Origin of the sequence: Arthrobacter sp. AQ5-05 (assembly GCF_003287975.1) — a bacterium.
GTDB lineage: Bacteria > Actinomycetota > Actinomycetes > Actinomycetales > Micrococcaceae > Paeniglutamicibacter.
This window is the reverse complement of record NZ_QMKQ01000006.1, coordinates 65,224-80,271: the sequence shown is the minus strand read 5'-3', so window position 1 is coordinate 80,271 and position 15,048 is coordinate 65,224. Positions and strand designations below refer to the sequence as shown.

At 62.5% G+C, this 15,048-nt stretch carries 9 protein-coding genes; 5 read left to right on the top strand and 4 right to left on the bottom strand.

All coding sequences use genetic code 11. The annotated features are described in order from the left end of the window. Positions 1-516 precede the first annotated feature (516 nt). The 3 genes from rplJ (at position 517) to DQ353_RS08055 (ending at position 2,910) form a co-directional block, all read left to right on the top strand. Positions 517-1,071 carry a 50S ribosomal protein L10 gene (rplJ, locus tag DQ353_RS08065; RefSeq protein ID WP_007271013.1) on the top strand — a complete coding sequence of 185 codons (555 nt, stop codon included), beginning with the start codon at positions 517-519 and terminating at the stop codon, positions 1,069-1,071. Positions 1,072-1,139: 68 nt separating this feature from the next. Beyond that, positions 1,140-1,511 carry a 50S ribosomal protein L7/L12 gene (gene rplL, locus DQ353_RS08060; RefSeq protein ID WP_071212923.1) on the top strand — a complete coding sequence of 124 codons (372 nt, stop codon included), beginning with the start codon at positions 1,140-1,142 and terminating at the stop codon, positions 1,509-1,511. A 205-nt stretch (positions 1,512-1,716) separates the two neighbouring features. Continuing rightward, positions 1,717-2,910, top strand: a complete 1,194-nt coding sequence (locus DQ353_RS08055; RefSeq protein WP_113762249.1) for an acyltransferase family protein — start codon at positions 1,717-1,719, stop codon at positions 2,908-2,910. On the opposite strand, the gene DQ353_RS08050 is transcribed toward DQ353_RS08055, so the two are convergent. Further along, positions 2,873-3,376: an aminoacyl-tRNA deacylase gene (locus tag DQ353_RS08050; RefSeq protein WP_113762248.1), complete on the bottom strand. Its 504-nt coding sequence runs from the start codon at positions 3,374-3,376 to the stop codon at positions 2,873-2,875. The genes DQ353_RS08055 and DQ353_RS08050 overlap by 38 nt on opposite strands. A gap of 5 nt (positions 3,377-3,381) precedes the next feature. After that, positions 3,382-4,575, bottom strand: a complete 1,194-nt coding sequence (locus DQ353_RS08045) for an acetyl-CoA C-acetyltransferase (protein WP_113762247.1) — start codon at positions 4,573-4,575, stop codon at positions 3,382-3,384. Between the two features lie 309 nt (positions 4,576-4,884). Here DQ353_RS08045 and rpoB point away from each other — a divergent pair, with 309 nt between their 5' ends. Further along, positions 4,885-8,391, top strand: a complete 3,507-nt coding sequence (rpoB, locus tag DQ353_RS08040) for a DNA-directed RNA polymerase subunit beta (RefSeq protein ID WP_113762327.1) — start codon at positions 4,885-4,887, stop codon at positions 8,389-8,391. A 198-nt stretch (positions 8,392-8,589) separates the two neighbouring features. Beyond that, a complete protein-coding gene (locus tag DQ353_RS08035) occupies positions 8,590-12,483 on the top strand; it encodes a DNA-directed RNA polymerase subunit beta' (protein ID WP_113762246.1) in 3,894 nt (1,297 codons plus the stop codon). A 521-nt stretch (positions 12,484-13,004) separates the two neighbouring features. On the opposite strand, the gene DQ353_RS08030 is transcribed toward DQ353_RS08035, so the two are convergent. Beyond that, positions 13,005-13,637, bottom strand: coding sequence for an HNH endonuclease signature motif containing protein (locus DQ353_RS08030; protein ID WP_181578295.1), 633 nt, complete (start codon positions 13,635-13,637; stop codon positions 13,005-13,007). Further along, the gene (locus DQ353_RS08025) at positions 13,589-14,788 is read right to left on the bottom strand and encodes a hypothetical protein (protein WP_146755221.1); all 1,200 of its coding nucleotides are present in this window, start codon (positions 14,786-14,788) and stop codon (positions 13,589-13,591) included. The genes DQ353_RS08030 and DQ353_RS08025 overlap by 49 nt, the downstream gene beginning before the upstream one ends. Positions 14,789-15,048: the final 260 nt, after the last annotated feature.

Here is a 15,048-nt window from a genome sequence, read left to right as displayed (position 1 = left end):
TTGGTTGCCACATTCCTGATAAGGTTAAGTGGTCGCGATCTGATTGCGACCGGTGACTATGTCACCACGCGCTCCACGGCGGAGACCCCAAGCCCCGCCCCGAGCGTGATACCGCAGCAATGCGTTCCCCCAAGTTGCATTGCTGCACAGACGGGCCCCTCCCTTCCGCTATCCCCCAAGTTGCGGAACCTGAGGGGCCTGTCGCTTTTCCCTCCAAACCGCATCCGGGCACCGTCCCGGCGCTGTTGCAAAGAACACCCTGCACTCGATTTGGAACCGGCGGCGTTCCGCTGTTAGGCTTGGAACTACCGAAGACCGTCGGTCGAGGATTGCTGTTTACGCGGCAAGACTCCGAAAGTCCCACAAAGGACGACCTGCGCAGGTGAACGAAGTGAATTTTCCGCAATACTGTTGCGTTCTTTCCGCCCCGTGCATCTGCATGGGGCGTTTTTTATGTCAGTACTCCTGACCGGGCCAGATTGACAGGTTTCAGATCTATACCCCGGAAGGAGTGTTATGGCAACGCCGACTAAGGTTTCCGCAGTTGAGGAAATCACCGCCGACTTCAAGGAGTCGACCGCCGCTGTCCTGACCGAATACCGTGGGCTTACTGTTGCGCAGCTCAAGCAGCTTCGCCGCTCACTTGGTCAGGAGACCAAGTACGCGGTAGTGAAGAACACCTTGACTGGTATCGCAGCAAAGGAAGCCGGCATCGAAGCATTCGAAGGCCAGCTTGCTGGCCCGACTGCAATCGCCTTCATCAAGGGTGATGCAATCGCTGCCGCTAAGAGCCTCACGGATTTTGCGAAGGACAACAAGCAGCTCATCATCAAGACCGGTTTCTTCGAGGGCAAGGCCCTTGACGCAGCCGGAGTTGCCGCACTGGCAGCCCTTGAATCGCGTGAGTTCCAGCTGGCACGTGTTGCCGGTGTGCTGCAGGCTCCGGCTTCCGCCGCAGTCCGCACCATCGAAGCACTGCGTGCAAAGCTCGAAGAAGCAAACGGTGGCGCTGCTGAAGCACCTGCCGAGGCCGAGGCACCTGCTGCCGAAGCCGCCACCGAAGAAGCCTAAGCTTTCTTCAACCCCTCACTCAAGTAACTTGCGGCACATAAGTGCCGCCGACGGAAAGGCTGCCCACCATGGCTAAGCTGTCCACCGAAGAGCTTTTGGAAGCCTTCAAGGAAATGACCATCATCGAGCTCTCCGAGTTCGTAAAGACCTTCGAGGAGACCTTCGAGGTCTCCGCAGCTGCTGTTGCAGTTGCCGGCCCGGCCGCTGGTGCCGCTGAAGCCGAAGAGCAGACCGAATTCGACGTTATCCTCGAATCGGCCGGCGAAAAGAAGATCGCAGTCATCAAGGAAGTTCGTGCCCTGACTTCGTTGGGTCTGAAGGAAGCCAAGGACATGGTTGACGCCGCTCCGAAGGCCATCCTCGAAGCTGCCACCAAGGAAGCTGCAGAGAAGGCAAAGGAGGCCCTGGAGGCCGCCGGCGCAACGGTTACTGTCAAGTAACTCTTTGCTTCATTGCCTCTGGCCCGCAAAACCTCTTGGTTTTGCGGGCCAGAGGTCTTTAACCCCTCGAACTTCCGGCGAATAAGCTCATGACTTGCTGTGACATGCGTCTCTTGTTGAACTTTGGGGTACTGCAACTAATGTTCTTTGATACCGTAGATAACGGATCTATAACGAACTAAGTCAAGGGCAGGGGGAAGCAGCCATGTCGTTCAACGCCACGGCAACCATCACCGCCCCGGCCGCCGCAACCCAGACCAAGCCTGCCCATAGAGCTGAAACCCCTCCGAAGCGGGCCCCACGCCTTGCACTGCTCGACGGACTGCGATTCGCCGCAGCCGTGCTGGTGGTGCTCTTTCACTACACCGCGTGGCACCACGGTTTCTGGGGAACCGATGAAGCCAGGGACGCGTGGCCGCTACTCTCCAAGGTCACCGCATACGGCAACATGGGTGTGCAGCTGTTCTTCATCATCAGCGGATTCGTCATCCTGCTCTCCGCCTACGGAAAAGGTGCCGGACGCTTCGTCGGTTCGCGGATCGGCCGGCTGTATCCCGCCTACTGGTTCGCCGTGTTGGCCACTGGAACACTGGTGATTTACGTGTGGCCCCAGATGGGTGCAGGACTGGGCATCAAGGAGCTGCTGGCCAACCTCACGATGTTCCACCCGGCCATGGGCCTGCGACACGTCGACGGGGTCTACTGGACCTTGTGGGTCGAAATGCGGTTCTACCTGCTTATTCTTGCGATGATCATGCTGCGGCTGCTGACCATTCGGACAATGACCATCTTGGCGGCCATATGGCCCGTGACTGGCCTGGCACTGCACATCGCGAACCGCGAGACCGCGGCACAGTTCCTGATGAGTGAATATGCGCCGCTCTTTTGCGGCGGCATCATGCTCTTCCTCATCTACCGCTTTGGGCACAGCCCGGTGCGCTGGTCCCTGCTGGCGCTCAATGTCATCCTCGCCGCGTTCTTCACGGGCGTGAAGGGCCCCGCCGAGGCCCTGGAACTGGTCGGCTATGTCATCCCCGCCTGGCACTATTGGCTGATCATTGCCGGGCTTTTTGCCGCAGTGATCCTGCTGTCGCTCACGCCCCTGCGCAACGTGCAATGGAAATTCCTGGCCACGTTGGGTGCGCTGACCTATCCGGTCTACCTCTTGCACCAGGTATGGGGTTGGTGGCTGATCGAGCACCTCAACCCGGTGCTGGGTCAATACCTGACGCTGTTCCTGGTCCTTGGCATAGTGTTCGGTTCCGCATACCTGGTCCAGAGATTCATTGAACGCCCGCTGGCCAAACCACTGGCCGCCGCGACCACCAGGTCCCTGGACTACCTGGGTAGCCGGCTCGGGCTCACGAAGAAGGTCGAGGCTGCGGCTCGGGATCGCTGATGTCGGCCACCGTGGCATCAAGTGCCGCGACCAGGTCCGCCGAATCCACGAACGCCGAGTGCCCATGGGCGCCGGCACCGATGCAGATGCGTCCCTGTTCGATGCCGAAATCCGCGTAGACAGGCCACGGCGTGCGAGAACCCAGCGGGGTGATGGTGCCGCGCTCGTATCCCGTGGCAGCGAAGGCCACTTCGGAGTGCGGCAGGGACAACTTGTTCACGCCAAGCAAGGAACGCAGCTTGGGCCAGGAAATCACCCTGTCGCCCGGAATCAGGGCAAAGAAGAACGACCCGTCCTTGTGCTTGACCACCAGCGACTTGATGATCTCGCGCGGCTGGATTCCCAGGAGGCCGGCTGCCTCGGCCAGGCTGCCGGCCGGTGGGCGGGAAACGACTTCGACATCGAGTCCACGTGCCGATGCGTCATGCATCATCCGTTCCACACCTGCCGGCAGCTGATCCGACATCTTGCCTAGGCCTCTCGGCTCAGCAGCAGGGCATCGCCCTGGCCGCCGCCGCCGCACAGGCTGACGGCGGTCTTGCCGGAGCCGCGGCGCTTGAGTTCCAGGGCCGCGGTCAGGGCCAAGCGGGCACCGGACGCACCGATCGGGTGGCCGAGCGCAATCGCACCGCCGTGGATGTTGGTCTTTGCCAGCGGGTAGTCCAGTTCCTTCAGCGACTGGCAGGCCACGGCACCGAAGGCCTCGTTGATCTCAATGAAATCAAGGTCCGAGGTTGTCCAGCCCTGGGTCTCCAGGGCGGCGGCAATCGAGTGCGACGGCTGGGAGTGCAACGAGTTGTCGGGGCCGGCGACCTGGCCGGCCGCCCCGATGGTCGCCAAGACCACCATGTTGTGGGAATCGGCGTATGCGCGCGAAGTGACGATGACCGCTGCGGCCCCGTCCGACAAGGGAGAGGAGTTGCCGGCGGTAATGCTGCCGTCCTGGGCGAAGGCCGGGCGCAACCCGGCCAAGGTTTCGACGGTCGTGCTCGACCGGATGCCCTCATCGGTGTCGACGACCAAGGCATCGCCCTTGCGCTGCGGGATGCTGAGCGGGACGATCTCCTCGGCAAAGACGCCCGATTCGACGGCCGCTGCGGCCCGCTGGTGCGATGCCGCGGCAACTTCGTCCTGTTGGGTCCGTGTCAGGCCCAGCGCGGTGTTCTTGGTTTCGGTGCTTACCCCCATGGAGTTCCCGTCGAAGGCGTCGGTTAGCCCGTCGTTGGCGACCGAGTCGATTGCGGTGATGTTCCCGTAGGTCCAGCCCTGGCGCGAACCGGGCAGCAGGTGCGGGGCCTGCGACATGGATTCCTGGCCGCCGGCGACCACGACATCCGCGTCGCCCACGCGAATCAGCCGCGCCGCATCGGTGACGGCTGCAAGTCCGGACAGGCAGACCTTGTTCAGCGTGGTGGCATTGACGTCCCAGCCGATCCCGGCCGCGATCGAGCTCTGGCGGGCCGGGTTCTGGCCGCAACCGGCCTGGACCACATGCCCCATGATGACAGCCTGCACGTCTCCGACCGCGACACCCGAGCGTTCCAATGCCCCGCGGATGGCGGCGGCACCTAGGTCAACGGCACTGAGGGTGGAGAGCTGGCCATTGAGGCGGCCGAAGGGGGTGCGCGCTCCGGCGACTATGACTGCATCTCGTGGTGAGGACATGACGGTGGATCTCGCTTTCGGGGGTTGCGGTGAAACAACTGCTACCTCTAGGCTAGCGCGCTGTGGTTTGGGCCACAGGGCTTCGTGCCAACAGTGATGGAAATCTCATCGAAATCGGCCGCTGGGGTGCCGGGTTGCAAGCAGGCCGATGGACATGGTAGGTCGCATGGTGTAGCGTGGAGATTTGCGTCTTCTCTTTTCATCTCCGGCCTTCATATAGCGGTGGGCCTGCTCAGCGGTGCTGTAAACAGTGAAACTGTTCACAGAGAGACGACGCCGGAAACCTGACGGTCTGTGGAAGGATCCATCTTGGTCGCCTCGAGCACCTCTAACAACCAAACCGCTAGTTCGGCCCGCAGCGCGGAATATGCTGGCCGACTTTCTTTTGCAAAGATTCACGAACCACTTGACGTCCCGAACCTCTTGGCACTTCAGACCGAGAGCTTCGACTGGCTCATCGGCAACGAGCGCTGGAAGAACCGTCTGGCATACGCCCAGACCATTGGTGACACCAGTGTAGCCAACGTCTCCGGCCTGGCCGAGATCTTCGAAGAGATCTCCCCGATTGAAGACTTCCAGGAGACCATGTCCCTGAGCTTCTCGGAGCCGGAGTTCGCTGATCCCAAGTACACGATGGCCGAGTGCAAGGACCGCGACGCAACATACGCGGCTCCGCTGTACGTCAAGGCCGAGTTCATGAACAACAACACGGGCGAAATCAAGCAGCAGACCGTGTTCATGGGCGACTTCCCGCTGATGACCGACAAGGGCACCTTCATCATCAACGGCACCGAGCGTGTCGTGGTGTCCCAGCTCGTGCGTTCCCCGGGAGCCTACTTCGAGCGCACCCCCGACAAGACCAGTGACAAGGACATCTTCACCGCGAAGATCATCCCGTCGCGTGGTGCTTGGTTCGAGCTCGAAATCGACAAGCGCGACCAGGTCGGCGTACGCCTCGACCGCAAGCGCAAGCAGTCGGTCACCGTCCTGCTCAAGGCGCTTGGCTGGACCGAAGGTCGCATCCTCGAGGAATTCGGTCAGTACGACTCGATCCGCGCCACCCTGGAGAAGGACACCACCGATACCCAGGAAGAAGCACTCCTGGATATCTACCGCAAGCTTCGCCCGGGCGAGCCGCCGACGGTCGATGCCGCACAGGCGTTGCTGAAGAACCTCTACTTCGAGGCGAAGCGCTACGACCTGGCCAAGGTTGGTCGTTACAAGATCAACCGCAAGCTCGGTGTCGACACCCCGCTGAACTCCCCGGACGCATCGGTACTGAACATCGACGACATCGTCGCAATGATCAAGTTCCTGGTTGCCCTGCACGCAGGCGAGAAGACCACCCCGGGCATCCGCGATGGCAAGCCTGTCGACCTCACCGTCAGCATCGATGACATCGACCACTTCGGCAACCGTCGCATCCGCGCCGTGGGCGAATTGATCGAGAACCAGGTCCGCACGGGTCTTTCCCGCATGGAGCGTGTTGTGCGCGAGCGCATGACCACCCAGGACGTCGAAGCAATCACCCCGCAGACGCTGATCAACATCCGCCCGGTTGTTGCAGCCATCAAGGAGTTCTTCGGAACCTCCCAGCTCTCGCAGTTCATGGACCAGAACAACCCGCTGGCCGGTTTGACGCACAAGCGTCGTCTTTCCGCGCTGGGCCCGGGTGGCCTGTCCCGTGACCGTGCAGGCATGGAAGTTCGAGACGTTCACCCGTCCCACTACGGACGCATGTGCCCGATTGAAACCCCTGAAGGCCCGAACATCGGCCTGATTGGTTCGTTGGCAACCTACGGCCGCATCAACGCCTTCGGCTTCATCGAAACCCCGTACCGCCAGGTCGTCAACGGCCAGGTCACCGGCCAGATCGATTACCTGACCGCGGACGACGAGCTGGACCACTTCATCGCACAGGCCAACGCGCCGCTGAGCGAGGACGGCCACTTCATCGAAGACGGCGTCCTGGTCCGTGAAAAGGGCGGTGGCGGCGAGCCTGTCATCGTCGAGCCGTCCGAGATCGCATACATGGACGTTTCCCCGCGCCAGATGGTGTCCGTGGCAACCGCCCTGATTCCGTTCCTCGAGCACGACGATGCCAACCGCGCACTCATGGGTGCCAACATGCAGCGCCAGGCTGTGCCGCTGCTGGCTTCCGAGTCCCCGCTCGTGGGCACCGGCATGGAGAAGTTCGCAGCAGTGGATGCCGGCGACTCCGTCGTTGCCTCCACCGGCGGCGTGGTCTCCGAGGTCTCGGCCGACCTGGTCACCGTCATGAACGACGACGGCACCGAGACGGCCTACCCGATCATGAAGTTTGCACGCTCCAACCAGGGCAATGCATACAACCAGCGCGTGATGGTTTCCGAGGGCGACCGGGTTGACTACAACTCGATCATCGCCGACGGCCCGTCCACCGACAAGGGCGAGCTTGCCCTGGGCAAGAACCTCCTCGTGGCGTTCATGTCCTGGGAAGGCCACAACTTCGAGGATGCAATCATCCTCTCCCAGCGCATGGTCTCCGACGATGTGCTGACCTCGATCCACATCGAGGAGCACGAAGTCGATGCCCGCGACACCAAGCTCGGTGCCGAGGAAATCACCCGCGACATCCCGAACGTCTCCGAGGAGATCCTGGCGCAGCTCGACGAGCGCGGCATCATCCACATCGGTGCAGAGGTTGAAGCAGGCGACATCCTCGTTGGCCGTGTCACGCCCAAGGGCGAGACCGAGCTGACCCCGGAAGAGCGCCTGCTGCGCGCCATCTTCGGTGAGAAGTCCCGCGAAGTGCGCGACACCTCCTTGAAGGTGCCGCACGGCGAGTCCGGTGTTGTCATCGGTGTTCGCATCTTCGATCGCGACAACGACGACGACCTGCCCCCGGGCGTCAACCAGCTGGTCCGCGTTTACGTGGCCCAGAAGCGCAAGATCACCAACGGCGACAAGCTCGCCGGCCGCCACGGCAACAAGGGCGTCATCTCCAAGATCCTGCCGATCGAGGACATGCCGTTCCTGGAAGACGGAACCGCCGTCGACATCGTCCTGAACCCGCTGGGTGTTCCGGGCCGAATGAACGTCGGACAGGTCCTGGAAATCCACCTGGCCTGGGCCGCGAAGCAGGGCTGGAAGATCGAGGGCGAGCCGGAGTGGGTCAAGAACCTGCCGGCCCTCCCGCGTGAAATGGGATCCACCAAGGTTTCCAGCCCCGTCTTCGACGGTGCGTCGGAGGACGAAATCCGCGGGCTGCTCGACCACACTGCGGTGACCCGCGACGGCGTGCGCCTGATCGGCAACTCCGGCAAGACCCGTCTGTTTGACGGCCGCTCCGGCGAGCCGTTCCCGGATCCGGTCTCCGTGGGCTACATGTACATCCTGAAGCTCCACCACCTGGTGGACGACAAGATCCACGCCCGCTCCACCGGCCCGTACTCCATGATCACCCAGCAGCCGCTGGGTGGTAAGGCACAGTTCGGTGGCCAGCGCTTTGGTGAGATGGAAGTGTGGGCCCTGGAGGCCTACGGTGCCGCATACACCTTGCAGGAACTGCTCACGATCAAGTCCGATGACATCCACGGTCGCGTGAAGGTCTACGAGGCGATCGTCAAGGGCGAGAACATCCCGGAGCCCGGCGTTCCGGAATCGTTCAAGGTCCTGATCAAGGAAATGCAGTCGTTGTGCTTGAACGTCGAGGTCCTTGGAACCGACGGCCAAACCATCGAAATGCGAGACTCGGATGAAGAAGTCTTCCGGGCCGCGGAAGAACTCGGCATCGACCTTTCCCGGTCGGAACCGAACTCCGTCGAAGAAGTTTAGTTCGCGCCAAGTGGGCCTTTGTTCCCGGGTACGGCGGTGGGGCACGCAGCAATGCGTCCCCCCGCTCTCCCGGGAACAGCGGACCAGCTTGCAAGGACTGAAACTCTTTCAGACCCACGGTGAGCGCCCAACCAACAAGTTGGGCGAACACCTCACCACATTAGACTTCAGAGAACTTAGAAGAGAGATAAGGACCATATGTCCAGCGAATCCTCATTCGGCCTCATGCGCATCGGCCTGGCAACTGCGGAAGAGATCCGCGGGTGGAGCTACGGCGAGGTAAAGAAGCCCGAAACCATCAACTACCGCACCCTCAAGCCGGAAAAGGACGGTCTTTTCTGCGAAAAGATCTTCGGTCCCACCCGTGACTGGGAGTGCAACTGCGGCAAGTACAAGCGCGTGCGTTTCAAGGGCATCATTTGCGAACGCTGTGGCGTCGAAGTCACCCGCGCCAAGGTCCGCCGCGAACGCATGGGCCACATCGAGCTCGCCGCTCCGGTGACCCACATCTGGTACTTCAAGGGCGTTCCCTCGCGCTTGGGCTACCTGCTTGACCTGGCCCCGAAGGATCTTGAGAAGATCATCTACTTCGCGGCCTACATGGTCACCGCCGTTGATGAAGAGCGCCGCCACGCCGAGCTGCCAAACCTCCAGGCCCAGCATGACCTGGAACGCAAGCAGCTGGTTGACACCCGCGACTCCGACATCGCCTCCATCGCCCGCGAACTCGAGAACCAGCTTGCTGCCCTCGAAGCCGACGGCGCCAAGGCAGCGGAAAAGAAGAAGACCCGCGACCTTGCGGACAAGACCATGGCCCAGGTGCGCAAGCGCGCCGACGCCGATATCGAACGTCTTGACCAGGTCTGGGATCGTTTCAAGAACCTGAAGGTCGCTGACCTCGAGGGTGACGAAGGCCTGTTCCGTTCGCTGCGCGAACGCTACGGACTGTACTTCGAAGGCTCCATGGGTGCCGAAGCCATCAAGAAGCGCCTCGAGTCCTTCGACATGGAAGCGGAAGCCGAGATCCTTCGGGAAATCATCGAGACCGGCAAGGGCCAGCGCAAGACCCGTGCCCTGAAGCGCCTCAAGGTCGTCAACGCGTTCCTGACCACCACCAACTCCCCGTTGGGCATGGTCCTGGACGCCGTTCCGGTGATCCCGCCGGAGCTTCGCCCGATGGTGCAGCTGGACGGTGGCCGCTTTGCGACCTCCGACCTCAACGACCTGTACCGCCGCGTGATCAACCGCAACAACCGCCTCAAGCGCTTGTTGGACCTCGGTGCGCCGGAAATCATCGTGAACAACGAAAAGCGCATGCTGCAGGAAGCTGTGGACTCGCTCTTCGACAACGGCCGTCGTGGCCGTCCGGTGACCGGTCCGGGCAACCGTCCGCTGAAGTCCCTGAGCGACATGCTCAAGGGCAAGCAGGGACGATTCCGCCAGAACCTCCTCGGCAAGCGCGTCGACTACTCGGGCCGTTCGGTCATCGTGGTTGGCCCGCAGCTGAAGCTGCACCAGTGTGGTCTGCCCAAGCAGATGGCCCTGGAGCTCTTCAAGCCGTTCGTGATGAAGCGCCTGGTCGACCTCAACCACGCACAGAACATCAAGAGCGCCAAGCGCATGGTCGAGCGCTACCGTCCGCAGGTCTGGGACGTTCTCGAAGAGATCATCACCGAGCACCCGGTGCTGCTGAACCGTGCACCTACCCTGCACCGTTTGGGCATCCAGGCGTTCGAGCCGCAGCTGGTTGAAGGCAAGGCCCTTCAGCTCCACCCGCTGGTTTGTGCTGCGTTCAACGCCGACTTCGACGGTGACCAGATGGCAGTTCACCTGCCGCTGAGCCCCGAGGCCCAGGCCGAGGCACGCATCTTGATGCTGTCCTCGAACAACATCCTGAAGCCGTCCGATGGCCGCCCGGTTGCACTTCCTTCGCAGGATATGATCATCGGTCTGCACCACTTGACCACCAAGCGCCTGGACGAGAAGGGCGCCGGTCGTGCGTTCTCCTCGGCCGCCGAGGCGATCATGGCGATGGACCGCGGCGAGCTGCACCTGAACGCACCGGTCAAGATCCGCGTGTCGGGCTTCGTCCCGTCCGCTGACCAGCCGGCTCCGGAAGGTTGGGTCGAGGGCGCCGAGGCGCTCATCGACACCTCCCTCGGACAGGTTCTGTTCAACGAGACCCTGCCTGCGGATTACCCGTGGGTTGAGCGTGTCGCTGGCAAGGATGCCCTCTCGGACATCGTCAACGACCTGGCCGAGCGCTACCCGAAGGTTGTTACCGCGGCAACGCTGGACAACCTCAAGGATGCAGGCTTCAAGTGGGCCACCCGCTCGGGCATCACCGTTGCCATCTCCGACATCACCTCGAACATGGACAAGGCCACCATCCTTGCCCCGTACGAGGAGAAGGCACGTCGCGTCCAGTCGCAGTACGACAAGGGCCTGATTGCCGACTCGGAGCGCCGCCAGGACCTGATCGACATCTGGACCAAGGCGACCGACGAGGTTGCCGCGGCCATGCAGGCCGGCATGGAAGAGCTGAACACCATCAACCGCATGGTGACCTCCAAGGCTCGTGGTAACTGGCTGCAGCTGCGCCAGATTGCCGGTATCCGTGGCCTGGTGTCCAACCCCAAGGGTGAGATCATCCCGCGTCCGATCAAGTCTTCATACCGTGAAGGCCTGTCGGTTCTCGAGTACTTCATCGCGACCCACGGTGCCCGTAAGGGCCTGGCGGATACCGCGCTGAAGACCGCCAACTCGGGTTACCTGACCCGTCGTCTGGTGGACGTCTCGCAGGATGTCATCGTGCGTGAGCAGGACTGTGGCACCAGCCGCGGCCTGACCGTGCCGATTGCCTACACGGACGAGATCGGCACCGTGCGCATGCACGAAACCGTCGAGAACTCGGCCTACACCCGTACGTTGGCCACCGATGTGACCGACGCAGAGGGCAAGGTGCTGGCCGAGGGCGGCTCGGACGTGGGCGACGTGCTCATCGACGAACTGTTCAACGCCGGTGTCACCGAGATCAAGGTCCGCTCCGTGCTGACCTGTGAGTCGGCAGTCGGAACCTGTGCACTGTGCTACGGTCGCTCGCTTGCAAGCGGCAAGACCGTTGACATCGGTGAGGCTGTTGGCATTATTGCCGCCCAGTCCATTGGTGAGCCCGGCACGCAGCTGACCATGCGTACCTTCCACACCGGTGGCGCTGCTTCCGCGGAAGATATCACCCAGGGTCTGCCGCGTATCCAGGAGCTCTTCGAGGCACGTACCCCCAAGGGTGTTGCCCCGATCTCCGAGGTTGCCGGTCGCGTGACCATCGAGGATTCCGAGAAGCAGCTTCGCATCGTGATCACCCCGGACAACGGCGACGAAGAAATCGCCTACCCGGTGCTGCGCCGTGCACGTCTGTTGGTTATCGAGGGCGAGTCCGTCACCGTTGGCCAGCAGCTGGTTGCCGGTGCGATCGATCCGAAGCAGGTCCTGCGAGTTCTTGGCCCGCGTGAGGCACAGAAGTTCCTCGTACGCGAAGTCCAGGAGGTCTACCAGTCCCAGGGCGTGGGCATCCACGACAAGCACGTGGAAGTCATCGTTCGCCAGATGCTTCGCCGCATCACCGTCATCGAGTCGGGCGAAACCGACCTGCTGCCGGGCGAACTCGCGGACAAGGCACGCTTCCAGTCGGAGAACCGCAAGGCCGTCTCCGAGGGCAAGCGTCCCGCATCCGGTCGTGACGAGCTGATGGGTATCACCAAGGCTTCCTTGGCCACCGATTCCTGGCTCTCGGCCGCGTCCTTCCAGGAGACCACGCGTGTCCTGACCCAGGCCGCAATGGAAGGCAAGTCCGATCCATTGCTCGGCCTGAAGGAAAACGTCATCATCGGTAAGCTCATCCCGGCCGGTACCGGCCTGGACCGCTACACCCAGGTGAATGTGGAACCGACCGAGGCAGCGAAGGCTTCGCTGTTCACCGGGCAGTCCGCCTTCTCCACCGGCATGGACTACGAAGGTCTGGAGCCGGGCCTGAGCCCGGAGTTCCACGCCATCGCCATGGATGACTACGATCTCGGCAACGATTTCCGCTAAGGCGTAGTTCTTCTTTCCGGCTTCGCCGGGAGGAAGAACACGTAACGAGGCCGGCCCGCGCCGCACTTCCCACTCCTTGAAAGAGGAGGCGGGGGAGTGCGCCGCGGGCCGGCCTTTTTCATGCCCAAGGGTGTCGGTGCCGTATCGGCTGGAATCGCGCCCAGGCTCTGAGCGGCACGTGCGGTCGGCAGGTTTCCAGGTGGGGCACGACGGTCGCATGGCTGGAGGATGGTGCGGGAACGGTTGTAGTTGCACCCGGTTTCAGCCGGGCAATCCCCGGATGTTCCCGCTTGCGGGGCTGCCCGTGCGGGTCTTGGCGCGGAAGCGACGAGGGATCCCGGACATGGATGGGAAAAACAGCATGTTTATGCAACTAGGGGACAAGTAGGCTGGTGTGCATCAGGTGGACCGAGGCGCGGGGTTCGGTGTCGAGAGCTGCCGCACGGGAAAGGAACGGCTCTGCGTTTTCCGTTATGAAAGGCATGCAACGTGAGGATCGGAGGAGCCAGGCGGTTTGCCGGTTAGCCGATGGCCTTGGCGCTCGGGTGGAAGATCCAATTTCGGCGAAGCCGCTGTTCGGGATCAAGTGCCTTGTTCTGCAGGACGTAGCGGATCGAATTCACCACCACGATCTTGAAGTGTCCGGCATGGAAGGAATCGTGGCATACAGGACAACGAAGGGCGCTGTTGGCCAGGTTGGTTTCGCCGCCGAGATACCAGCGCTTGATGTGGTTGGCTTCGCAGCGATGCCCTGCGATGCTGCAGCCCGGGTTGATGCAGCCCCTGTCCCTCAGCATCATGGCCCGTCTTTGTGCGCGGTTGAAGAAGCGCTGGGTCCTGCCGAGATCCAGAGGTAGCGACTCCGTTCCCAGCACGGCCGGAATGATGTTGCTGGAACAGGCGAGTCTTCGCGCGTAGCCGGCTGAAACCAGATGGTTGTGGCTGGTGAGGCCCGGGTCGTTCAGCTTCCCGACCAGGGAATCCCACGAAATGATGACGATGATGTCCACATTGGGTCTCATGGGTAGATCCGGCGCGGCTTCCTGGTCACCGTCGGCCACGAAGCGCGCGGAATCGAACAGGAACTCGAGCAGGTTCCTTGCCTTCAGCCGTTCCCGGGCCGCCGTCGGAGTCTCGCCGGCTTGGAGCTGCATCCCGGGCATCTGGTCTTCGACGGTTTAGGGCAATCCAACGTCCGTAAACCAGGCTCGCTGCCACTGGTCTTCCGGCACATCGGGATCGGCTGCCCACGAGGGGATCGGCGGCGCAGCCGGGGGAAGCGAGCCGGGCGAAAGGCCCGGAAGCTCGGGTTGCCCAGCGGCATGTTCCCTTGCCTGTTGCCCGTTGCCGTCTCCAGCGGGGCATGCGGTGTCACGACCGAATGCGGACCGCGGATTGGACAGTTGGTCCGATAGCGTCTGGAGCATCCCATGTCCCCGGAGGTCAGCGCAGAGCTCCCAGATGAATCCGCGTGACTGCTTGTCCTTGTACCGCAGCCCGATGTGGGCTTCCATCTCCGCCTCGCTGTGTTCCAGCGCGCCGGCGTCGAGTTCCGCAAAAAGCGCCTGAGAAGCTGCGCGGTGCCGGAGTGGTTCCTCTCTGCCAATGATTCGGCGAGCTGCTGCTCTAAGGCCTCGGCCGTTGCCACAGGATCCTGCTGGGCATCGATGCCTGGTTGCAGGGCGAGCATTCGCCGGGCGGCGAGTGCGACCTGGTGGGGGTCGGCCGAACCGTCATTGAACACCCTGGCCAGCTGCCCAAGCTGCGGGCGGACAACGGCGCCGTTGAATCCTGCATGGGGGAGCAGCAGGTCGCGGACGATGATCCGGCGCTTGGCCTGGGCAAAGGAGAGGTGCAGCTGGTTCTTGACCAGATCGGTGGCGTCCTTGAACAGCATCTTGGTCCCGGGGGTGTTGCGCTGGTCGTCGGGCAGCGAGGTGGTTCCTCCGATGAATGCTTCCAAATCGCGGTGCACTTCGTGAAGCCGGGCGAGGGGTTCTTCCCGCAGGGTGTGGGCCTCGGTTTCCTCGAGTTTCCCCGCTGCAACGATCTGGGCGCGGCCGGCGGTCCGGGCCAGGTCCTCGGTCAGCAGTGCCAGGAACACGGCCCTGGCAGGTGATGAGGAGACGGCGTGTGCGACGTCGTCAAGGTGGATCTTCTGCATGGAGGTCAGGATGGCGAGCAGGCGCAACTTCTCGTCCACCGTGGCTGCGGATGGGTTTGCCTCCGGGCCTTCCGTGGACGAAGCCAGGATTTGCTGCAGAGCAGCCAATCCGGCGGTCGCGAGTGTTGCCGTCGTCGTCATGCCATCCACCATGAACCTTTGCCGGGACGAAATCCTGGGTCTGGGCGAATAAGTGGATAACTTTCGTTGGCTTGGCGGTGGCGCCGTGTCGGATGGGAAGTGAATGGGATTCCCGGGGGGCGGCCGAATGGAGGCGGAAATTAAGTGATGTGCGTGTCAGTGCAGGCACGCGGGGAAGGCCCGGTGGCGGGAGGCAATAGCGGAATCACGGTGGTTCCCGAGGCGACGGGGGAGCGTGGCCCGATTCGACGGGGATGAGG